Below are 21,411 nucleotides of genomic sequence, written 5' to 3'. Positions count from 1 at the left end.
CATGATCCAGATAGAAAATCTGCGAAAACAATACGGAAAAATGGAGGCGTTGAAAGGGCTCTCCCTGGAAATCGGCAAGGGTCAGGTGTTTGGTTTCGTCGGCCCAAACGGTGCGGGAAAGTCGACGACGATGCTGATTCTCGCCACCCTGCTGGAACCGACCAGCGGCAAGGCGTACGTCGGAGGGTTTGACGTGGTCAAGCAGCCGCGGGAGGTGCGCAAGCTGATCGGGTACATGCCCGACTTCTTCGGGGTATACGACAACGTGACTGCTGACGAGTACCTGGATTTTTACGCCTCTAATTACGATATACCGGCTGCCGAACGGCGGGAGATCATCCCCAAGCTGCTGGAATTGGTCAGTTTGAGCCACAAGCGGGACGCGTACGTCGATTCCCTCTCGAGAGGGATGAAACAGCGCCTGGGCCTCGCCCGCAGCCTGGTGCACAACCCGGAAGTGCTGATCCTCGACGAACCGGCCTCAGGTCTGGATCCCCGCGCCCGGATCGAGCTGCGGGAAATCTTGAAGGAGCTCAGAGAGATGGGCAAGACGATTCTCATCAGCTCCCACATTCTTCCGGAGCTGGCAGAGATGTGCGACGTCATCGGCGTGATCGAAGGGGGAGAAATGGTTGCCACCGGCAGCGTGGAAGAGATCAACGCCCGGATGCAGGGGCAAAAGCTGCTGAAACTCCGTTTGCTCGACCGCTGGGATGAAGCGGCCCGGCTCTTGCGCCAGATGCCGCTGCTCACCAGCGTGACCAGAGAGGGGAACACGCTGGTCGCCGGCTTTACCGGAACGGACGACGAACAGGTTGAACTGCTGCAGCGGCTGGTCGAGGCCGGCCTGCCATTGGCGTCTTTTGGCGAGGCGGAAGGAAACCTGGAAGAAATATTCTTGGAGATAACGAAAGGAGTAGGGTCATGAACCTCGTCAGGCAAATGAGAAACCCCGTTTTGCTCAACGAACTGAAAGTGAGGATGCGCTCCAACCGGTCCGCGCTGATCATCTCCTTGTACCTGCTGGTGCTGGGCGGGATTGCTTTCGCCTTTATCTACCTGCGGACCGGCTGGAATCAGCGGTTCGATCCGAACGGGACGCGGGACATCTTTCTGTTTCTGTCCGTCCTGCAGCTTGCGATGATCTGCATGTTTACGCCGGGGCTTACCTCGGGCGTGATCAGCGGCGAGCGCGAACGTCAGACGCTAAGCGTGCTGCTCACGACCAATCTGACGGCAACCAAGCTGATCATTGGCAAATGGCTGTCATCGCTCAGCTTTATGACCTACCTGGTCTTGGCCTCGCTTCCGCTGTACGCGGTCGTGGTGCTGTTCGGGGGCGTATCTCCGTTGCAGCTCATTGAAGTGTTTGCCCTCTACCTGATCACGATGCTCGGGATTGGCAGCGTCGGCGTGCTCAGTTCGACCATCTTCAAGCGCACGGGGGTCTCTACCGTGGTCACCTATGCCCTCCTGTTTGCCTATACGGCCGGAACCTTCATGGCTGCCGAATTCATCCGGATGGTGATCGAGCGGCAGCGGAGCCTGGCAGGCATCACGGCAGCGGCGCAGCCCTTTCCGATGTGGCCTGACCTGCTCATGAGCCTGAATCCTCTGGCGGCCATCCTGCGCGTCTTCGAGGTGGGGCCGCTTCCGCAGACAGTCAGCAGGACCCCAGCCGGGAACGTCGTCCCGCTGCCGATGGACCCCTACTGGATTTACTTTGCCTTCTTTGCCGTGCTGGCGGCAGTCGCGATCATCCTCGCAATCTATCTGATCAAGCCTGTCAGGCCGCGGTTGGGCAGGAGATAAGGAGTGAGGCCGGAGTGTTTGTACAGCGGAAAGACAGGTTGTCCGCCCTGCTCGCGGCGATCCGCAAACGTCTGTTTTGGCAGCAGCTGATCGGCACTCTCTGCCGTTTTCTCGCAGCGGGACTGGCGGCGGGAGTTCTGCTGCTGCTCGTCACAAGAATGCTGCCGGTTACGTTGTATGGAAAAGAAATCGCCGTATCTTTCGTGCTGGCGGCGCTGCTTGGCGGCCTGCTTTACGTCTGCTGCCGTCCGCCTGACTTGAGAGCAGCGGCGTCGTTTGCCGACCGGCAGGGACTGTCGGAGCGGGTGCTGACCGCTTTTGCCCAGCGGGATCACCCGTCGCCGCTGGCCGAGCTGCAGCGCTCCGATGCCGAGGACAGGCTGCAAAGGGCGCTTCCGCAGGTGCTGGCAGCCATCCGGATCTGGCGCATCCCGGGCAAACAGCTCTATGTGCTGGGGACCCTGCTGCCGGTTTGGCTGCTGCTCACGGTTGCCGCCAACCCGATGGACGAGGCGGTGCGGGAGCGGTTGAAGCTGGCGGAGCAGGCAGCCAAAGCAGTAGAGCAAATCGATGCTGCGAAACAGGACGCAGCAGGTAACGACCAGTTGAATGTAGCGCAAAAAGCGAAGCTTGACGAGGTTTTTCAACAGGTGGAAAACGAGCTGAAAACGGCGGACAATCCGGAGAAGCAGGCGAATGCCCTGCAGTCGGCAGCGAAGATGCTGGAAAAAATGCAGGCAGATGAGCAGCAGATCCAGGATTCGCTGGAACAGCTGCAGCGGCAGCTGGCCCAGCAGGAACAGACGAGGGAGGCTGCTAGAGCAATGGAGAAGCTGGATCAGGCCGCGATCGAAGCGGCTTTTCGCAGCATGGAGCGGGAGCTGGCAGAACTTACCGAGGATGAGCGGGCGGAGCTTGCCGCTTATCTCCAGGAGGTGGCCGAGCAGCTCTCGCAAGCAGCCAGCGCCGCCAATTCCCCTGAAGCCTTCAAAATAGCGGAACAGCTCCGACAGTCAGGGACAGCCCTGCAGAGCGGCAATATTGCCGGTGCGGTAAATCAGCTGCAGAGCGGTTTTTTGCAGGCGATGCAGCTGGCCGCGCAGACGAATTCGATGCTGGCCCAGGTATCGCAATCCCTGACCGGCGTGCAGCAAACGCAAATGGTATTCGCAGGCACCGCCGGATCAGCGTCGGCTGCTGCCGGATCAGGCAGCGGTCAAGCGAGTTCCGCCCCTGCCGGACAGTCTGCGGGTACGGGTGGCTCCCAGGCGCAAGGGAGCGGTCAGGGCAGCGGCAACCAGGCAGGCCAAGGTGCGGGCGGAGGAGGTTCCGGCAGCGGCCATCAACCTGGCGGCGGAGGCAGTGGCGGCCAGGGGGCGGGTTCCGGTTCGGGAGGTTCGGGATCAGGCAAAGGCGGCGGTGCCGGTCTGGGCAGCGGCAGCCATGAACTAGTCAGCGTGCCTGCCGAGCGAATCTCGGGCGAGGGCGGTCCGACGGAGACAGTCGGGGGCCCGCTCGGCGAAGGAGACAGCGAGACGCGGGCGAGCGGGACGACGCAAGTCAGCGCCGGCGTGGTCCGGCCGTATGAGGAGGTCTACCGCCAGTACGAGCAGTTTACCCGGGAGAGCCTGGAGCGGCAGCAAATTCCCGAGGATTACAAGGAAATGGTAAGAGACTACTTTCAACGAATCGAGCCTTGAAGTCTCCCGCCGCCTTCGCTTCGCTTAGAGGTGGGGGATTCACCACGGAAAGGAAACGTATGTTCTGAAAAGTGGCCAAAAAGTAAAAAAACGCATTCATCTCACCACCTATCGAGGTGGGAGTCTTCTGCGAAAATAAGATAAATCTTACAGATAGGAGCCAAAAAACATGGTTAATGCACAGCAGCTGGAGGTCTACCTGGAGCAAATCGGCCAGGTCAGGCAGGAGATCGGCAAAGTCATGGTCGGACAGCGTGACGTGATCGAACAGATGATGTGGGCCGTCTTCTCCGGCGGCCACGTCCTCCTGGAAGGGGTGCCGGGACTGGGGAAAACCCTGCTGGTCAAGACGCTGGCCGAGGCGTTTGAACTCACGTTTCAACGGATCCAGTTTACTCCCGACCTGATGCCGACTGATATTACCGGGACGAGCATTTTACAGGTGGATGAGGCGGGCAGGCAGCATTTTCAGTTTCAACCAGGCCCTGTGTTTGCCCATGTCGTGCTCGCCGACGAAATTAACCGCGCGACGCCGAAAACCCAAAGCGCGCTGCTGGAGGCGATGCAGGAAGGCACGGTGTCCGCAGGCGGCGCTACCCGTCCACTGCCCCGGCCGTTTTTCGTCCTGGCGACGCAAAATCCATTGGAGCAAGAGGGGACATACCCGCTGCCGGAGGCGCAGTTGGACAGGTTTCTCTTGAAGATCGACGTGCCGTTCCCGACTGAGGAAGAACTGCGCGAAATCGTTTTGCGCACGACAGGCGTCTTCGCCAATTCCGTAGAGAAAGTGGCTGACGGATCGCAGATCGAGAGCATTCAACGGTGGACCCGGGAGATTCTCGTCGCCGAGGAAGTGCTGTCCTACGCAGTAAGGCTGCTCCTCGCCACCCATCCCAAGGAAGGGGCCGTCGAATCGGTGCAAAAGTACGTCAAAGCCGGAGCGGGTCCGCGCGGGGTGCAGGCGATCATCGCCGCTGGCAAGGTGCGCGCCTTCATGGCCGGGCGGTTCAATCTCGCCTACGAGGATATTGACGCTGCCGCACTGCCGGCACTGCGTCACCGCATTTTCTTGAATTTTGAGGGAGAAGCCTTAGGCATCCATCCCGACCAGATCATCCGCGAGGTTTTGGCATCCCTGGAGAGACCTGCATGATGGCGGAAGGAACCATCCTGGATCCGTCGTTTTTGCATCGTCTGGAACGCCTGCGGCTCGCGACCAAGCGGGCAATGCGCGGCACGCATGCAGGCAAGCGGCGTTCCCGCAACACGGGTAGTTCACTCGAATTCGCCGATTACCGCGTTTATGCGCCGGGAGATGACTTGCGGCAGCTCGATTGGAACGCCTATGCCCGCTCCGGCAAGCTGTTTGTCAAAAAATTCCTCGATGAGCAGGAGGTGCATATCTCCCTCTATATCGATTGCAGCAAGTCGATGACGTACGGGGAACCGAGCAAGTTTCAGCGGGCGGTTCAACTGGCGGCTGCCCTCGGCTACCTCTCCCTGCATCACCTGGACTACGTCTCCGTCTACGCGTTTACGGATCGCGTCCAGGCATCGCTCTTATCCTTGCACGGCAAGGGAGGAGTGCATCAGCTGTTTCAATTGTTGGCTTCGCTGGAACCGATGGGCGCAGGGAATCTCAATGAAGCGCTGCGTTCGGGCCATGCCGTGCAGGGAAAGCCGGGCATCTCCATCGTCCTGTCGGATTTTCTCTTTCCGGCCGGATACGAGCAGGGAATTGGCTTTGTTCAGGCGGCCAGGCAGGAGGTGGCACTGGTCCAGCTGTTGACCAGTGAGGAGCGCCGCCCTGGCTACGAAGGCGGACTTAGACTGATCGACAGCGAGACCCAAGAGCAAAGGGAGATCTCGTTTACCCCTGTGCTGCTGGCTGAGTACCACCGGGCGGTAGCGGCGTTTCAGGCGAAGTTGGCCGCATACGCGCACCGGCGCGGCATGCATTACTTTAACGTGGAACCGGAACTGCCGGTCGAACAGGTCGTGCTTCACCTGTTCCGGCAGTCCGGGTTGATTCGCTGAAGGGAGGAGAACAAGCGTGCAGTGGCTTACGCCGCACTACCTTGGCTTTGCTTTGATTATCCCTGCCATTCTGCTGCTGTACCTCCTGAAGCGGAAGTATGAAAACCGAGAGGTAGCCAGTATCCTTTTGTGGCAGCAAATGCTCACCGAGCTCGAGGTCAGCCGCCCGTTTCAGAAGCTGCGGCAAAACCTGCTTTTGTTCCTGCAGCTCCTGGCCGCGCTGCTGATCGTCTTGGCACTGCTGCAGCCGGCGTGGCCGACTGACGGGGCCATCGCCCGGCATACGGTACTCGTGCTGGATTCATCTGGAAGCATGCTCACCCGGGAAGGGGAGGTGCCCCGCTTTGAGTCGGCCAAGCAGGAAGCGAAAAAAATAATCGAAAAGCTGGGCCCCGATCAATCCATTACCCTGATCGAAGCGGGCAAAGTGCCGAAAGTGCTCCTATCCGACAGCGTCGATCAGACTGCCCTGCAGGGTGCGCTCGATATGGTCACCGTCCGCCCGGGTACATCTGACAGCCGGGCTGCCTTGTCTTTGGCAAAGGCGATCGCTTCTGCAGAACCGGACAGCGGGATCATCTGGTTTGGCGACGGCGGAGGGGAGGAGATACCAGCCGCCGAATCGGACGCCAGCAACCTCAGCTCTTTCCGCTTTGTCCAGGCGGGTACTGCGGCAGAAAATGTCGCCGTCGGGACGTTTGCCACCCAGAAAACGGCAGAAGGGGTAGACGGGCTGCTGCGCATCGACAATTACGGCGCGAAGGGGAAAAAGGGCAAAGTGGCGATTTACGATGTGAAGCAGCGCCTCCTTGATGCAGCTCCGTTTGAATTAGCTCCGCACGGGAGTCATACCGCCGTCTTTCACAGCCTGCCCGCAAGCGCCGCCTACCGCGCTGTGATCGACGTCGAACAGGACGGTCTGGCCGAAGACAACGAGCTGTGGAGCGTCCCCTACCTCGCGGAAAAAGGCAGGGCCGCGCTCGTGTCTCCCGCGGGAAACCGGTTTTTGCACGAGGTGCTGAAGATCGGCGGCAGGTTTGACGTGGAACAGCTGAACACCGTTGAAGCAGCTGCGGCAAATCCTGCCGACATCTGGGTGTTTGACGGTGTAGTCCCGGATAAGCTGCCCGAGGGCAACGTGCTGCTGATCAATCCCGACCGGGCGGTAAATTGGCTTCCATATAAAGGAAAGATCCAGGTTGCCAGCGGCTGGGACGTTCCTGACCAAGCGTGCCCTCTGCTGCAGCACGTCGACTGGAGCCAGGTTCACGTGGACAGCATCGCCCGATTGGGAGAGATGGCCGGGATGCGCGGACTGATCCGCACGGGCGAAGACGACGCTGTGCTGGCTGGAACGATAGACGGCAGAAGGGTGGTCATCGTCGCCTTTGACCTGCACCAATCCGATCTTGTGCTGCGTCCCGCCTTCCCCATTTTCATGCAAAATGTACTGACGTGGCTGTCGCCGCTGCAGTCCATGCCGATCGGCAGCGGTTATCCCGGAGAGCCTCTGGAAATCCCCCTCACTCCCGGGGCTGTGAAAAGAGTGCTGACGCTGCCGGACGGCACGTCTGAGGTGCTGTCCGTACAGGGAACCTCATTTGTTTACGCCGTACCGGAGCAGCTGGGGCTCTACCGGCTGGAGGAGCAGCAGGGCGAAGGGAAGTTGACGCGGTACTTTTCGGTACAGATGAGGGAAGCGGAATCTCAGATCGCCCCGCGGAGGATGCACGTTGCAGCGGGGCAAGGCCAGGCGGAACAAAGCGGGCAGGCGCCGCAAGCAGCCGGCAGTTACCAGGATCTGACGTTCTGGCTTGTCCTTCTCGCCCTCATCATCGTTTTTGCGGAATGGAGGGTGTACCAACGTGAGTATTAGTTTTTTACGGCCGCTGTACCTGCTGCTGCTGCTTTTGGCCCTAGTTGCGGTGATCTGGTGGTGGCGCGGGCAGAAGAACATGCAAAAACAGCGGCGGCTGTTCATCGCGTCAATTCGCTCGCTTGTTTTTGTCTGCCTGATCCTGGCTTTGGCGGGCACAGAGCTGCTCTATCCGGTCAAGGCTGAGACCGTTGTCTTTGTCGTCGACCGCTCCGCTTCGATGAGGGACGACAGCAGGCTGGTTCCTTTTTTGCGCGAAGCAGTCGCACACAAACAAGCGGTAGACCAGTACGGCATTGTCGCCGTGGGGCAGACGGCTGGAGTGGAGCAGCCGCTGACGACGAGAAGCGAATTGACGTCACTCGGTGTGGAAGTAGGGGCACATGCGACCAACCTGGCGGAAGGAATCCGGCTGGCAGCGGGGATGATCCCGAGCAGCGCTCGGGGCAAAATCGTCCTGCTCTCTGACGGGCTCGCCACTCATGGCGACGCAGCGGCAGAGCTTGCGCTGGCCAAATCGCGGGGGATTGCCTTTGAAGCCGTCTCTTTGCAGCAGCCGCCCGGCGACGAGGTCGTGCTGTCGGCTGTCCGCATTCCCGACCAGCTCTACCTGGGGGAAGAATTCCAGATCAAAGTGGACATCGAGAGTACAGTGGCCACACGGGCGCTGCTCCGCCTGTACGCGGGAAATCAGCAAATCGGCGTTCAGCAGGTAGCGATTGAAAAAGGGCAAAACCACTTCCTGTTTTCCCAGCGGGCAGGGAGCGAAGGCTTTCAGCGCTACCGGGCGGAGATCCTTCCGGAGAGCGATACGGTTTCGGCCAACAACCAGGCGTACGCTTTCACCCAGGTTGCCGGGGCTGCCCGGGTACTGGTGATCGAAGGCCATCCCGGTGCGGCCAAAAACCTGGCGAGCGCGCTGGAAGCGGGCGGCATGCGTGTCGATGTCAAGGAGCCGGCGCTGCTGCCGCAGGAATTGGACGGGTATAAAGCGTACGCTTCGATCGTCCTGGCTGATGTAGCCGCGCCCCAGGTAAAGGAACAGGACATGGTCCGGCTTCGCACGGCTGTGTCAGATTTGGGCATCGGCCTGGTCATGACGGGAGGGGCGGACAGCTTCGGTCTCGGCAGCTGGTTCAAGACGCCGGTCGAGGAGGCGCTGCCTGTCTACATGGACCTGCGGGGCAAAGAAAAACTGCCCTCGCTGGGCCTGGTCCTCGTGATTGACAAATCAGGCAGCATGGATGCCGGGATGGGTGGTTACAACAAAATGGAATTGGCCAAGGAAGCCGCCATCCGCTCGACAGAGATGTTGAATGAGAAGGATCAGATCGGCGTCGTCGCCTTTGACGGCGAGCCGTGGGTGGTGCTTCAGCCTGAACCAGTAATCGATCTGCCAAAGATTCAGGAGCAAATCGGCAAAATCTACGCAGACGGCGGGACCGACATCTTCCCGGCACTCGAGACCGCTTATGAGCAGGTGAAAGCCCTGCCGACGCAGCGAAAGCACGTGATCCTGCTGACAGACGGCCAATCCGGCCGGGATGACGACTACGAAGGCCTGCTGGGGCGAATGGCCAAAGATGGAATCACGGTGTCTACCGTGGCAGTTGGCGACGACGCTGACACCTATCTGCTCGAAGACATCGCCACGATGGGCAAGGGGCGGTTTTACTTCGCCAATGACCCTTCCACGATACCGCAGATCTTCAGCAAAGAGACTGCGCTGGCCAGCAAGACGTTCATCGTGGAAAAGCCGCAGTTTCCCGCGCTTGCCGGCGGCCGCGACTGGCAGGTGCTGCGGTCGGGAGTTCCGCCGATCCACGCCTATGTAGCGACGACGGTCAAGCAGACGGCCGATCAGGTGTTGGTCAGCGCCGATTCCGATCCGATCCTGGCCAGGTGGCAGTACGGGCTGGGGCGCACGGTGGCCTGGACGAGCGATCTGGAGGGAAAATGGGCGCCTGACTGGATTACCTGGGCAGGCAGCAGCCCGCTGTGGAACGACATCGTAGGCTGGACGTTTCCGCAGATCGCAAGTGGGGAATGGCGAACCGAGACGAGGCAGGAAGGGTCTCGCGGCATTGTCACCGTTACCCTCCCGCAAGGGGATGAAATGCCGCAGGAGATGGACGCGGTCGTCGTGAATCACAAGCTGGAGCGGGAGAAGGTTCCGTTAAAGCCGATCGCACCCGGCAAGCTGCAGGGAGAGTTTGCAGCCGCCGATCCGGGAACCTATCTGCTCCAAGTGATGAAGAAGCAAGGCGGGAAGATCGCCTCCAGCCAGACGGCCGGACTAGCGATTCCGTTTTCCCCCGAATACGGAATCAGGCAGGATGGCGAGGAGCGGCTGCAAGAGCTTGTCCGGGCTGCAGACGGGTCGCTGATTACCGATCCGGCAGCCGTCTTCAGCGGAAAACTTCCGAAAAAGTGGGACCGTCAACCGATTGCCGAACTGCTGCTGGTACTCTCGGCCATCCTCTGGCCGCTTGATGTTGCCGCCCGGCGTTTGCAGCTCCCCGAGCAGTGGTGGCAAAGGACGTTTCGCTTCCTGCGGGTGGAGAAAGCCGGGAGTGCGGTCTCCGCTCCGGTCTCAGCCCCGCCTCTGTCTCCCGGGGAAAACGGCAAACTGTCTTCCGCAGCTTCCGTGAACAGCGGGGGGAACGCCAACCGATTGCAAGCACAAAAGGATGAGCAGCCCGGCAGGCAGGAGACAAAACAGACTGTGTCCACCGAAAGAAGCGCGGAGGCGTTCAACCGCCTGTTGGAAGCGAAGAAGCGCAAACAAAAATAGCTCAGAGGAAGAGGCAGCTGTGAAGGCAGTTGCCCCTTCGTTTTTCTGCCTGGTATGATGGAGTGCGTAGACGAGAGTCAAACAGGTTTTTCGATGGGAGGGTGGCTCATTTGTTTTTGCGAAGCGTGACTCTTCTGAAAGATAAAATCACAGATGAAGAAACCTATCCGTTTTCCATTCCGGCCATAAGAGGTTTGGATACATTGGATTTCGTGAATGGAGTAACCTTTTTTGTAGGGGAAAACGGCTCTGGAAAGTCTACATTACTGGAGGCGATTGCCTATCAATGCGGATTTCATACAGCAGGCGGCGGAAAAAACAACTACTACAACGTGGATTCTTCGCAAGCCGCATTGGGAGAATACATTCGCCTTTCTTGGCTGCCAAAAATCACGCAGGGGTTCTTTTTACGGGCTGAAAGCTTTTATCATTTTGCCACTTATCTCGACCGGCTTGCCAAGGATGACCCCTCTTTCAACTATCGGGGGTACGGCGGAAGGTCGTTGCACGAGCAGTCCCATGGAGAGTCCTTTTTATCGCTGTTTTTAAACCGATTTGGCGGCAAGGGGATCTACCTGTTGGACGAACCGGAGGCGGCGCTGTCACCTGCACGTCAGCTCGCCTTTTTGCGGTTGATTCATCAACTGGTGAACGGCGGGAATGCCCAATTCATCATCGCGACCCACTCGCCCATTCTTCTGGGTTATCCAGACGCAAAGATTTTCAGTTTTGATTCCGACGGCATTGAAAGCGTTAGGTACGAAGACACGGAGCATTACCAGATAACCAAAGGATTTTTGAACAGGACGGAGAAGTTTTTAGCGGATTTGTTTCGCGATGAAGAGAACTGATCCTCTTGGACGGTTGGTCAATACGAGTGTTATTGGGATGAAAAGGCAGAGGCTGTATGGCACTGGCGTTTCCATTTCTACGCCCACTGGGGCAGTCACGCGGTGGACGCCCTGCGCGCTTTGCATTCCGTATTGCAAAACAGGCAGGGATGGAAGTGGGTGCTGTCTTCGAACCATGTTGAATCAAGTCTTGTTTGCCAGGAATGAGGAATCCTGTATCAATGAGAAAAAGGCAGTAGCGACGGCAGATGGATTTCCAGTCAAACCGCAAGAAGACAAGAAAAGAATCGATCAGATCGTGACGCTGATCTCTTCCGACGAAGACAAAACAAGGGAAGGAGTACACATGCTTCGTGAGCTTGTCTCGAAAACGAAAGAAATCGCTCCAGACGCGGGACTTCTCAGGGACAGGTAAGCCAGACGTCAGGGGACAGAATTGAAATAGGGGGTGGGAGTATCGTATAATAAAAGAAAAGGAGGCGAGCCGCATGAGCGTAGAAATGGAGATGCCGGATCAAGCGATGGATCAGGAAGCGGGCTGCTGCTCAAACGAAGAGCCCGTCCGGAAGAGCCATCATTCGGATAAAGTGAAAAACAGTTTGATCAACCGCTTGAATCGAATTGAAGGCCAGGTGCGCGGCATCAAAGGACTCATTGAAAAGGACACCTATTGTGACGACGTATTGAATCAAATCGCCTCCGTTCAATCAGCCTTAAACGGCGTTGGGAAGCTCTTGCTGGAGCATCATTTGAAAAGCTGCGTCATCGAGCGGATCCAGGAAGGCGATACGGACGTGTTGACAGAACTGATGACAACGATGAATAAATTGATCAGATAACGATCATATAGAGGGGGAAGCAGCAGGAATGCTGCTTTTTTCTTTTGGATATAAAATAGGGTACAGGGCTATAGTAAAAAGGAGGGCGATGGCGCGGCTTTGACCGCAGCGGATAAACGTCCGTCACAAATCCACCGGGAAATACGAATGGAGTGATCAGCCATGCAGCAGAGAATGATCCTTAAGCGAAAGACGACGTTACGCTGACGTTTTCGATTCGCGACGCCAGGACCAAGCGGGGCATCGACGACCTGGAACCTTATTTGGGTGCTGTCGGCCACGTGGTGATCTTATCGGCCGATGCGGAGCAGTACCTGCATGTTCACCCGCAAAACGAGCAGACAACCGGACCGCTGGCACAGTTCGCGACAGCGTTTCCGCGAAGCGGCACCTACAAGATATGGGGACAGTTTCAACATAACGGAGAAGTCATCACCGTCCCTTTTGTCGTCGATGTGAAATGAAGCATCTGGCCAAGGGCAGCACCGTTTGATTTCTGTACACCGCACCCGGTTTTTCAATCCTGCTCAAGCCCAGGAGGTCCGGTTTCTTGCTTGTGGTCTTTAAGTCGGATCGTGAAATAATTCGTCAAGCATGGCTTTCCGGTTTTCCAGAAAGCGCCTGGTAAGCTGATAGTGAGGCGTCTTTGTGCCAAGCAAAAAGAAGTCGGTTCTCCTTGGGGAAATCCGGCTCCTGTCAATCGGGCAAGCTCAGTGCTTTTGATCCTGTCCCTGCTGCTGCTGGTCGTTGTTGTTATCGCCCCGGCTGACGATCGTCAGCTGCTTTTCCAGATCCGTGATCTGTTTAGCGTCCTGGATGATCTGATACATCTGCAAAAAGGTGGCTTTTTGCCCTTCCGGCACCCCTTTGATCCGGACCGTCATCTCCTGCGCTCCCTGCCCGCCGTCGCCGCCGTTCTGGTTTTGGCCGCTGCCGCCGAGCCCGAAGAGATCTTCAATCCCGGAGGAATCGCCGCCGTCATCCTGTCCGCTGTCCTGGTCATCCTGCTGATGATCATCATCCTGCCCGCGGCGGTGCTTTCGCTCTGCTTCAAACAATATGTTGAATTCATTGAGGTCTGTTTGCACGATTCCAATCACGTTCATTGACCAATCTCCTTTAGTCGGTCTTGAGCTTCCCTTTTCTCCAATCTTAGTATGGACTTCCTCGGTCCACCTATTCGCTCACATTTACGCCAGGCCGGATTCGCAGTTTTTTTACCAGGGCTTCATCCGGTGTGACGTAAAGCGTGCGCTGCTGCTCGTAGATGCAAAATCCAGGTTTGGCCCCGGACGGTTTTTTTACGTGCTTGACCAACGTGTAGTCGACCGGTACCTGGCTGCCGTGCCTGGCCTTGCTGAAATAAGCGGCGAGGTTGGCGGCCTCCCGGAGAGTCTCTTCCGAGTACTCGCGGGCGCGGATGACGACGTGCGAACCGGGGATATCCTTGGCATGCAGCCACGTATCGTGGGCATGGGCCAGTTTATTGGTGAGGTAGTCGTTTTGTTTGTTGTTTTTGCCAACCAGGATCGGGATGCCTTCGCTCGAGAAGTAGGTTTCCAGCTCGGGCCGGTCCGTTTTTTTCTTTCGCGGGCCACTCTTGCCGCGATGGCGCAGGTAGCCCTGTTCCGTCAGTTCCTCGCGAATCTCCTCGGCTTCCGCGACCGAGGCGTGATCCAGTTGGACCAGCAGTCCGTCCAGATAAGTGATCTCTTCCTGGGCCAGCCGCTGCTGTTCCTGGACGATCTGGACGCTGTTCTTTGCTTTGTTGTACCGCTTGTAGTACGCTTGCAGATTTTCCGAAGGCGTTTTCAGCGGGTCGAGGGGGATGGACACCGTACCTCCCGCCTCGTCGTACCAGTTCACGGCGACCAGTTCGGTATCGCCGCGGCTGATTTGGTGCATGTTGGCGGTAATCAGCTCGCCGTACAGGCGAAAGCGTTCCGCTTCCTGGGCTTCGTCCAGCGTTTGCTGCAGTTTTTCCAGCTTCTTTTCATTCTTCTGCTTTTCCGTCGTGACGATCCGGATCAGGTCGTGCACTTTCTGTTTCACCGTGTCCCGCAGGGCTTTTTCCTGGTAAAACGCCTGCAGGCAGCTGCTGACCGACTCAAAGCTGATCGACTCTCCGCTCAAATGAGTCAGTTCCGCAACGGAAAAGGCAGCCCGGTCGTTTGCCAGCACGATCATCGGCGTGTATTCGTGCTGTCTGATCCGCCGGAATAGAACGGAAAAGGCTTGCCACAGCGCCTCGCGTGTAGGGAGCCCGGCCCGGTAGACGATTTCCCTGCCCAAGAGCGGGCTGATGCCGCTAAAGGCGTCGACGAGCTGTCTGTCCAGCTTGCCCGCGTTCCACTGCAGCGCCAGCAAAAAGTCTTGTTCCGTCGCCGTCAGCGGATTTTTTCTATGCTGTTCCGGCGGTGCCGTATAGGTTCGGCCGGGAAGAACTTGGCGATACTGGCTAATGGCATGGGTGACGTGGTGGATGCCGTCGAGGATGGTGCCGCTAGCCGGATCGACGAGGATGATGTTGCTGTGGCGCCCCATGATCTCGACGATCAGACGCCTGTGTGCCGTGTCGCCCAATTCGTCGCGGGTCTTTACGTCTATGTGGACGATCCTCTCGGTGTCTACCTGGCTGATCGCTTCGATCCATCCGCCCTCACAGTGCTTTCGCAGCAGCATGCAAAACATGGGAGCGATCTGCGGATTGACGAACTCCTCGCTGGTGAGGTGCAGCCGTGGGTACGTGGGGTTGGCGGACAGGAGCAGCTTGACGCTGCCCTCCTGCGTTCGAACCGTAAGGACGATGTCGCTTGTATGGGGTTGATGTATGCGGGTAATGCGGCCGCCGACGAGCTTTTGCAGTTCGTGGACGACGGCGCGAGTGACGATTCCGTCAAACGCCATATGGGTTCACCTCAATCTGACACGCTGCGCGTTTTCCTGTTAGTGTAACACACCGGAGGGTATCCCGCTAAGCACTTCTGTGGCGCGGGCTGGCCGAGTTGACACTGGCAAGCTTTCTCTTCTATAATAATATAATGATTTTAAGAGGCTTTTACCAAGGCTCTGGATGTGAAATCCATGATCAGAAGTATGACAGGATACGGCCGACAAGAGGAAATGCGGGGGGACATGCACCTGGCCGTGGAGATGCGGTCCGTCAACCATCGCTACGGCGAAGTGATCGTTCGCATGCCTCGGACCTGGGCGGTGCTGGAGGATAGAATCAAGCAGCAAATCGCTAAGCAGGTCTACCGCGGCCGCGTGGAGGCCGTCATTACCATAGAAAAGCGGTCGGGGCAATCCGGCGGACTGTCGCTTGATTGGGAGTTGGCCGAACAGTACGTCCAGATGGCCCGTCAATTGCAGCTGAAGTTTTCGCTCAAGCAGCCCTTGGAAGTAAGTGACCTGCTCAGGCTGCCCGGCATCATCAGGCAGGAGCAGGAAATGGAGATGACAGCGGAGGAACTGGCGGAGATTCTGCTGCCGCTGGTGGCCCGGGCGACTGCCGACCTGGTGGTCATGAGGCAGTCCGAGGGCGAGAAGCTGCAGCGTGACTTGCAGGAGCGCTTGGTGCGCATTGCCGATTGGAACAGGGAAATTGGGCGATTGGCTCCATTCGTCAAAGACGAGTACGTGAAGCGGTTGGAGCAGCGCATTTCCGAATTGTCTCGTGAGACAGCCTTTCCATTTGATCAGCAGCGCGTCGTACAGGAGGCAGCTCTCTTTGCCGAACGCGTCGATATCTCCGAAGAGACGACGAGACTCGGCAGTCACTGTGCGCAGTTTTCCGAACTGCTCGGGGGTACGGGAGCGGTGGGACGCAAGCTTGACTTCTTGTTGCAGGAAATGAATCGGGAAGCCAATACGATCGGTTCAAAAGCGAATTACTTACCTATTCAACGCCTCACTGTCGAGATGAAGACGGAACTGGAAAAAATGAGAGAACAGGTTCAAAACATCGAGTGAGGAAAGAAGGGGAGGCTGTCAGCATGGCCATTAAGTTGATCAATATCGGTTTTGGGAACATTGTAAACGCGAATCGAATTATTTCTATCGTAAGTCCGGAGTCAGCTCCCATCAAACGGATTATCCAGGAGGCTCGCGACCGCAGCATGCTGGTCGACGCGACCTACGGACGGCGGACGCGCGCGGTAATCATTACGGACAGCGATCACGTCATCCTGTCGGCTGTGCAGCCTGAGACCGTGGCGCAGCGGCTGGGCGCCAAAGACGACGAATCCGACGAATAAAGAGATGATCAGTCCGAAGAGGAGCCGCCTTTTTGGACCGCCTTATAGGGAGTTGAACAAATGAGCATGGATATTGACAATGGCCTTCTCCTGGTTCTGTCCGGGCCGTCGGGGGTAGGCAAGGGAACGGTCTGCGCCGCCCTGCGAAAGAGAATGCCGGATCTGGTGTACTCCGTATCTGCGACGACGCGATCACCCCGGGTGGGCGAAGTAGACGGGGTGAATTACTTTTTTAAGACCAAAGACGAATTTGCCCGCATGATCGAGCGCGACGAATTGTTGGAGTGGGCCGAGTACTCCGGCAATTACTATGGAACTCCGCGCCGCTTCGTCGAACAAACGCTGGCTCGCGGACGCGATGTGATTCTGGAGATCGAAGTCCAGGGCGCCATGCAGGTCAAGGAGAAGTTTCCCCAGGGGATTTTTCTCTTTCTCGCTCCGCCCGATCTGCAAGAGCTGCAAAACCGGATCGTCGGACGCGGCACCGAAACGGAAGACTCGATCAGAAGCAGGATGAGCATTGCCCGCACAGAGATCGAAATGATGGACAACTACGATTACGTCGTAGTCAATGATCGGATCGAATCCGCTTGCCGGAGCATCGAGGCGATCATCACTGCCGAACACCTGAAAAAAGAGCGGCAAATCAATAAATATCGCAAATGGCTCAAGGGGGACTAGAAGTCATGCTGTATCCTTCGATAGACAAGTTGATGGAAAAGGTCGATAGCAAGTACGTGCTGGTGACGGTTGCGGCAAAGCGCGCCCGCCGGTTAAGAGAGACCCATCAGACGCAGCTGGAAAAACCGAAGTCGAGCAAATACGTCGGTCAGGCTTTGGAAGAGTTGATCTCCGACAAACTGATCTACGAGAATAGCAGTACGCGCAAGTAAACAACCTCACCGCAGGTTGTTTTTTCTTACTGAACAGGAAGTGCCTTTTCCAGCAGAAGTTTCCTTACATAAAGCGATGAAGCAGATCTGGATTGAGAGGAGAACATGCCATGCAGTCTTTGACCGGAAAAACCATCGTTTTGGGCGTTACCGGGGGGATTGCCGCCTATAAAGCTGCGGCGCTGACCAGCAAGCTGACACAGGCGGGAGCCCGCGTCCACGTCATCATGACTGAAAATGCCCGGAAGTTTGTCGGGCCGCTTACGTTCCAGGCGCTTTCCCACCTGCCCGTCCATACGGATACTTTTGACGAACCAGACCCGAATGTGATCGCCCATATCGATTTGGCCGACAGGGCCGACCTGATCATTGTCGCTCCGGCCACGGCCAACCTGATCGGCAAGCTGGCGAACGGCATCGCGGATGACATGCTGACAACGGTCCTGCTGGCGACGAAGGCCCCGGTGATGGTCGCCCCGGCGATGAACGTCAACATGTACGAGCATCCAGCTGTCCAGCGGAACATGCGGCGGTTGGCCGAGGACGGGTACCGCTTTATCGAGCCGGGCGTCGGCCTTTTGGCCTGCGGTTGGGTCGGCAAAGGCAGAATGGCTGAACCGGAAGAGATCCTCGAGGCGGCAGCCGCTTTTTTTGCTCGGGAGGAGACGGGACAAGCGGGCACTGCCAGACGGGATTTGACCGGCAAACGGATTCTCATCACCGCCGGGCCGACTCGGGAGAAGATCGATCCGGTGCGCTACATCTCCAATCACTCGTCGGGAAAGATGGGCTACGCCATCGCCGAGGCGGCGCGTGACCGCGGTGCCGAGGTGGTGCTGGTCAGCGGACCGACCGCCCTGCCGCGTCCGGAGGGGGTTGTGTTCGTTCCGGTCGAATCGGTGCAGGAGATGTACGATGCGGTATTTGCTGTGCTGGGTGAAAGCGATATCGTCATCAAGGCGGCAGCGGTTTCCGACTACCGGCCGAAGACCTCTTGCGTTCACAAGCTGAAGAAGCAGGACGGCGAGCTGACCCTCGAGCTGGAGAAGGCCCCGGATATATTGGCTGCCGTGGGACAGGCCAAAACCGGGCAGTTTGTCGTCGGATTTGCCGCCGAGACCCGGGATCTGTTGCACTACGCCCAAGAGAAGCTGGAGCGGAAAAATCTTGACCTGATCGTTGCCAACAACGTATTGGAGGAAGGTGCCGGGATGGGCAAGGATACCAATATCGTCACAATACTGACCAAAGACAACGAAAAGGTCACCCTGCCGATCATGAGCAAACGGGACGTCGCAGACAAGCTGCTGGATGCCGTGCTGGCCAAAATTTCGGGCGATTCCCTGACAGACGCATGAACAGGGTTGCACAGGTCGTCGTTGACGTCCCTGTCTCCCGCACCAACCGCCCGTTTGACTACCTGATCCCGGAATGGCTCATGCCCTTGGCCGAGGTGGGCAGCCGGGTGATTGTACCGTTCGGGCCGCGCAGGCTGCAGGGCTTTATCGTCGGCATCGGCGAGCTGTCTCCCGGTGCAGCCGAGGGCCGAAAGCTGCGGGAAATCGCCGAGGTGATGGACGACCGGCCGCCGCTCACGGAAGAACTGCTGCAACTTGCCGAATGGATGAGCCGTCAATATCTGTGTCCGTGGATTACGGCCATCCAGGCGATGCTGCCGTCTGTGTTGAAAGGGAAGGCCGAGAAGCATTTGCGCGCGGCAGAAGGGCTGACTGAGACGGTCAGCCGGCAGTTTGCCCTGCTGGGTTATTTGTCACGGCAGAAGACCATGTCGCTTGCAGAAGCGGAAAAGCGATTTCCCGAAGAGTACCCTTTGCTGCCCGGCTGGATCAAGGCGGGCTGGGTAGAGACGGAGTATCATGTAAAGGACAGGGTTACGAGCAAGCGTGTCGCCTATGCCAAGCTGCTGCTGCCCGAGGGGGAGCTGGACAAGGCGGTCCGGTCGCTGCCGCAGCGGGCCGAGCGGATGCGACAGATACTCGCCCTGCTCGCGGAGCGCAGGGAGCCGCTTGCCGTGTCGGAGCTGCTGGAGCTGACCGGCGCGTCGCGATCCGTTTTGACGAGCCTGGAGAAAAAGGGCTGGGTCGGCATCTGGCAGCAGGAGGTTTTGCGCGACCCTTACGCCGACAGAGCGTTTTCCCGGCCGGTTCGGCACGTGTTGACGCCGCTGCAGCAGCAAAGTCTCGCGGCGATCACCGAAACCCTCGACGCCGGGAAGTTCGGCGCGTTTCTCATCCATGGGGTGACCGGCAGCGGGAAGACTGAAGTGTACATAGCTGCCATCGAACACGCTCTCGGCCAGGGCAAGGAAGCGATTTTCCTCGTTCCGGAGATCTCCCTGACTCCGCAGATGGTAGAGCGGTTCAAATCCCGCTTTGGCGATCGGGTGGCTGTCCTGCACAGCGCGCTGTCTGCCGGGGAGCGCTATGACGAGTGGCGCAAAATCCATCGGCAAGAAGTCAAGGTCGTGGTCGGGGCCCGCTCGGCGGTGTTTGCTCCGTTCCAGCGGCTGGGGCTGATCGTCATCGACGAAGAGCACGAAGGCTCTTACAAGCAGGAAGAGACTCCGCGCTACCACGCTCGCGACGTGGCGATGTGGCGGGCCAGGCAGGCCGGTGGCGTGCTGATCCTGGGCAGCGCCACGCCCGCATTGGAAACGTACGCGCTGGCGTCACGCGGACGATACCATCTGCTTACCATGAAAGAGAGGGTGGGAAGCCACCCTCTGCCGCCCGTCCACGTGGTCGATATGCGGGAGGAACTTCGCTCAGACAATCGCTCGATGTTCAGCCGGACGCTGTATCAGATGATTGCCCAGCGGCTTGAAAAACAGGAGCAGATCGTCTTGTTTCTCAACCGGCGGGGGTTTTCCACCTTCGTCATGTGCCGGTCCTGCGGCTACACGCTCTCCTGTCCGCACTGCGACATCTCGCTCACCTACCACCGGACCAACCATACGGCCCGCTGCCATTACTGCGGGTACACGATCCGCCAGCCGGACCACTGCCCGGACTGTCAAAGTCCGCACATTCGCTTTTTTGGCACAGGAACGCAGAAAATCGAGGCGGAGCTGGCAGGATTGTTTCCGGGGGTTCGCGTGATACGCATGGATGTGGATACGACTTCCCGAAAAGGAGCGCATGAAGCCCTGCTGACCAAGTTTCGCACCGGGCAGGGAGATATTCTGCTGGGGACGCAGATGATTGCCAAAGGGCTGGATTTCCCCCGGGTCACGCTGGTCGGCGTGATCGCCGCCGATACGTCCCTTCACCTGCCGGATTTTCGGGCGGCGGAAAAGACGTTTCAACTGCTCACCCAAGTGGGGGGACGGGCGGGGAGGCACGATTTGGCCGGCGATGTGGTGATCCAGACCTACACTCCGGAACACTACAGTATTCAGTACGCCAGCCGGCACGATTACGATGCGTTTTTTCAGACGGAAATGAAACTTCGCAAACAGAGTGGTTACCCACCATACTACCGCCTGGTGCTGATCACGTTTTCGCACGAAGATGTGCCGGTAGTGATTCGCGCGGCAGAGTTGTACGCCGACTACCTGCGTCCGAGATTGGCCCAAAGCACGGTGCTGCTCGGACCTGTAGCCTCGTCGATCGCCCGGATCAAAGATAGATTTCGCTTTCAACTCATGATAAAATATCGTGATGAGCCTAAATTGACTGAGCTGCTGGCGCAGACGACCGCTCATTTTGACGACTGGATGAAACAACATCAGGTGTTGGCGACCATTGACGTCGACCCGCAGATGTTGATATAGGAGGAAAGTAAAGATGGCCATTCGGACAATTGTGAAACACCCTGATCCGATCCTGCGGGAAAAGTCGAAAGAAGTGACCAAGTTCAATGCCAATCTCCACAAGCTGCTGGACGATATGGCGGAAACCATGTACGAAAATGACGGAGTAGGCCTTGCCGCTCCCCAGATCGGAATCTTGAAGCGGGCGATCGTCATGGACTGCGGCGACGGACTGATCGAAGTAGTCAACCCGGAGATAGTCGAGTACAAGGGCGAGCAGCAAAACAACTATCCGGAAGGCTGCCTCAGCATTCCCGGACTGCGCGGTGACGTGCGCCGCCACAAGTGGGTAAAACTGCGCGGCCAGGATCGCAACGGCAATCCGTTCGAGATGGAGGCAGAGGATTTGCTCGCCCGCTGCGCCCAGCACGAAATCGATCATCTCAATGGCGTACTCTTCATCGATATCGCTGATCGCGTCTATCCGATTTCCAAGGATGAGGAAGGGGAATAACGGTTGAGCGGCTTACGTATATTGTTCATGGGAACTCCGGACTTCGCCGTGGCCAGCCTGGAGGCGC

19 protein-coding genes and 2 pseudogenes are annotated in these 21,411 nt (G+C 58.0%); 19 read left to right on the top strand and 2 right to left on the bottom strand.

From position 1 onward, the window contains the following. The first annotated feature begins 1 nt into the window (after position 1). The 12 genes and pseudogenes from HGBM_RS08160 to HGBM_RS26990 all read left to right on the top strand — a co-directional run. Complete coding sequence (locus tag HGBM_RS08160; protein WP_019120604.1) at positions 2-928, top strand: ABC transporter ATP-binding protein; 927 nt, start codon at positions 2-4, stop codon at positions 926-928. Next, positions 925-1,812: an ABC transporter permease gene (locus HGBM_RS08155; RefSeq protein WP_019120603.1), complete on the top strand. Its 888-nt coding sequence runs from the start codon at positions 925-927 to the stop codon at positions 1,810-1,812. The genes HGBM_RS08160 and HGBM_RS08155 overlap by 4 nt, the downstream gene beginning before the upstream one ends. A 14-nt stretch (positions 1,813-1,826) precedes the next feature. After that, a complete protein-coding gene (locus HGBM_RS08150) occupies positions 1,827-3,512 on the top strand; it encodes a hypothetical protein (RefSeq protein WP_019120602.1) in 1,686 nt (561 codons plus the stop codon). A 169-nt stretch (positions 3,513-3,681) separates the two neighbouring features. Beyond that, on the top strand, positions 3,682-4,665 hold the full coding sequence (locus HGBM_RS08145) for an AAA family ATPase (RefSeq protein WP_019120601.1): 984 nt from the start codon (positions 3,682-3,684) through the stop codon (positions 4,663-4,665). After that, a complete protein-coding gene (locus HGBM_RS08140) occupies positions 4,662-5,549 on the top strand; it encodes a DUF58 domain-containing protein (RefSeq protein ID WP_019120600.1) in 888 nt (295 codons plus the stop codon). Before HGBM_RS08145 ends, HGBM_RS08140 begins: the two co-directional genes overlap by 4 nt. Before the next feature lie 16 nt (positions 5,550-5,565). Further along, positions 5,566-7,425: a vWA domain-containing protein gene (locus tag HGBM_RS08135; RefSeq protein WP_019120599.1), complete on the top strand. Its 1,860-nt coding sequence runs from the start codon at positions 5,566-5,568 to the stop codon at positions 7,423-7,425. Beyond that, positions 7,415-10,219, top strand: a complete 2,805-nt coding sequence (locus tag HGBM_RS08130; RefSeq protein ID WP_019120598.1) for a VWA domain-containing protein — start codon at positions 7,415-7,417, stop codon at positions 10,217-10,219. The genes HGBM_RS08135 and HGBM_RS08130 overlap by 11 nt, the downstream gene beginning before the upstream one ends. A 110-nt stretch (positions 10,220-10,329) precedes the next feature. Continuing rightward, on the top strand, positions 10,330-11,070 hold the full coding sequence (locus HGBM_RS08125) for an AAA family ATPase (protein WP_019120597.1): 741 nt from the start codon (positions 10,330-10,332) through the stop codon (positions 11,068-11,070). Between the two features lie 48 nt (positions 11,071-11,118). After that, a pseudogene (locus HGBM_RS32445) lies at positions 11,119-11,277 on the top strand (DUF5063 domain-containing protein); the annotation flags it as partial. Continuing rightward, positions 11,246-11,485: a hypothetical protein gene (locus HGBM_RS08120; protein WP_019120596.1), complete on the top strand. Its 240-nt coding sequence runs from the start codon at positions 11,246-11,248 to the stop codon at positions 11,483-11,485. The pseudogene HGBM_RS32445 and the gene HGBM_RS08120, both read left to right, overlap by 32 nt. A 106-nt stretch (positions 11,486-11,591) precedes the next feature. Next, the gene (locus HGBM_RS08115; RefSeq protein ID WP_051029638.1) at positions 11,592-11,909 is read left to right on the top strand and encodes a metal-sensitive transcriptional regulator; all 318 of its coding nucleotides are present in this window, start codon (positions 11,592-11,594) and stop codon (positions 11,907-11,909) included. A gap of 185 nt (positions 11,910-12,094) precedes the next feature. After that, positions 12,095-12,373: pseudogene (locus tag HGBM_RS26990) on the top strand (hypothetical protein); the annotation flags it as partial. A 246-nt stretch (positions 12,374-12,619) separates the two neighbouring features. Here HGBM_RS26990 and HGBM_RS08100 read toward each other — a convergent pair. Then, positions 12,620-13,015: a hypothetical protein gene (locus HGBM_RS08100; RefSeq protein WP_019120592.1), complete on the bottom strand. Its 396-nt coding sequence runs from the start codon at positions 13,013-13,015 to the stop codon at positions 12,620-12,622. A gap of 70 nt (positions 13,016-13,085) precedes the next feature. Beyond that, positions 13,086-14,816, bottom strand: coding sequence for an Rqc2 family fibronectin-binding protein (locus HGBM_RS08095; RefSeq protein ID WP_019120591.1), 1,731 nt, complete (start codon positions 14,814-14,816; stop codon positions 13,086-13,088). Positions 14,817-14,993: 177 nt separating this feature from the next. Here HGBM_RS08095 and HGBM_RS08090 point away from each other — a divergent pair, with 177 nt between their 5' ends. From HGBM_RS08090 to def, 7 genes are all read left to right on the top strand, one after another. Then, positions 14,994-15,881 (top strand): YicC/YloC family endoribonuclease, encoded by an 888-nt coding sequence (locus HGBM_RS08090; protein WP_019120590.1) that lies wholly within the window; start codon positions 14,994-14,996, stop codon positions 15,879-15,881. Between the two features lie 23 nt (positions 15,882-15,904). Beyond that, entirely contained in the window at positions 15,905-16,165 is a 261-nt protein-coding gene (remA, locus tag HGBM_RS08085) for an extracellular matrix/biofilm regulator RemA (RefSeq protein WP_019120589.1), read from the top strand. Positions 16,166-16,225: 60 nt separating this feature from the next. Further along, entirely contained in the window at positions 16,226-16,846 is a 621-nt protein-coding gene (gene gmk, locus HGBM_RS08080; RefSeq protein ID WP_019120588.1) for a guanylate kinase, read from the top strand. 5 nt (positions 16,847-16,851) lie between these two features. Beyond that, a complete protein-coding gene (gene rpoZ / locus HGBM_RS08075) occupies positions 16,852-17,058 on the top strand; it encodes a DNA-directed RNA polymerase subunit omega (protein WP_019120587.1) in 207 nt (68 codons plus the stop codon). A 110-nt stretch (positions 17,059-17,168) separates the two neighbouring features. Beyond that, on the top strand, positions 17,169-18,416 hold the full coding sequence (gene coaBC / locus HGBM_RS08070) for a bifunctional phosphopantothenoylcysteine decarboxylase/phosphopantothenate--cysteine ligase CoaBC (protein ID WP_019120586.1): 1,248 nt from the start codon (positions 17,169-17,171) through the stop codon (positions 18,414-18,416). Next, positions 18,413-20,851, top strand: a complete 2,439-nt coding sequence (priA, locus tag HGBM_RS08065) for a primosomal protein N' (RefSeq protein ID WP_019120585.1) — start codon at positions 18,413-18,415, stop codon at positions 20,849-20,851. The genes coaBC and priA overlap by 4 nt, the downstream gene beginning before the upstream one ends. A gap of 13 nt (positions 20,852-20,864) precedes the next feature. Then, positions 20,865-21,344 (top strand): peptide deformylase, encoded by a 480-nt coding sequence (def, locus tag HGBM_RS08060; protein WP_019120584.1) that lies wholly within the window; start codon positions 20,865-20,867, stop codon positions 21,342-21,344. The last annotated feature ends 67 nt before the right edge of the window (positions 21,345-21,411 follow it).

Origin of the sequence: Brevibacillus massiliensis, assembly GCF_000311785.1 — a bacterium.
GTDB lineage: Bacteria > Bacillota > Bacilli > Brevibacillales > Brevibacillaceae > Brevibacillus_C > Brevibacillus_C massiliensis.
This window is presented reverse-complemented; position numbering and strand designations above follow the sequence as displayed.

Coding starts and splice junctions, on each gene's coding strand:
- HGBM_RS08160 (WP_019120604.1), top strand. CDS start 2: ATGATCCAGATAGAAAATCTGCGAAAACAATACGGAAAAATGGAGGCG.
- HGBM_RS08155 (WP_019120603.1), top strand. CDS start 925: ATGAACCTCGTCAGGCAAATGAGAAACCCCGTTTTGCTCAACGAACTG.
- HGBM_RS08145 (WP_019120601.1), top strand. CDS start 3,682: ATGGTTAATGCACAGCAGCTGGAGGTCTACCTGGAGCAAATCGGCCAG.
- HGBM_RS08140 (WP_019120600.1), top strand. CDS start 4,662: ATGATGGCGGAAGGAACCATCCTGGATCCGTCGTTTTTGCATCGTCTG.
- HGBM_RS08120 (WP_019120596.1), top strand. CDS start 11,246: ATGTTGAATCAAGTCTTGTTTGCCAGGAATGAGGAATCCTGTATCAAT.
- HGBM_RS08115 (WP_051029638.1), top strand. CDS start 11,592: ATGGATCAGGAAGCGGGCTGCTGCTCAAACGAAGAGCCCGTCCGGAAG.
- HGBM_RS08100 (WP_019120592.1), bottom strand. CDS start 13,015: ATGAACGTGATTGGAATCGTGCAAACAGACCTCAATGAATTCAACATA.
- HGBM_RS08095 (WP_019120591.1), bottom strand. CDS start 14,816: ATGGCGTTTGACGGAATCGTCACTCGCGCCGTCGTCCACGAACTGCAA.
- HGBM_RS08090 (WP_019120590.1), top strand. CDS start 14,994: ATGATCAGAAGTATGACAGGATACGGCCGACAAGAGGAAATGCGGGGG.
- remA (WP_019120589.1), top strand. CDS start 15,905: ATGGCCATTAAGTTGATCAATATCGGTTTTGGGAACATTGTAAACGCG.
- gmk (WP_019120588.1), top strand. CDS start 16,226: ATGAGCATGGATATTGACAATGGCCTTCTCCTGGTTCTGTCCGGGCCG.
- rpoZ (WP_019120587.1), top strand. CDS start 16,852: ATGCTGTATCCTTCGATAGACAAGTTGATGGAAAAGGTCGATAGCAAG.
- coaBC (WP_019120586.1), top strand. CDS start 17,169: ATGCAGTCTTTGACCGGAAAAACCATCGTTTTGGGCGTTACCGGGGGG.
- priA (WP_019120585.1), top strand. CDS start 18,413: ATGAACAGGGTTGCACAGGTCGTCGTTGACGTCCCTGTCTCCCGCACC.
- def (WP_019120584.1), top strand. CDS start 20,865: ATGGCCATTCGGACAATTGTGAAACACCCTGATCCGATCCTGCGGGAA.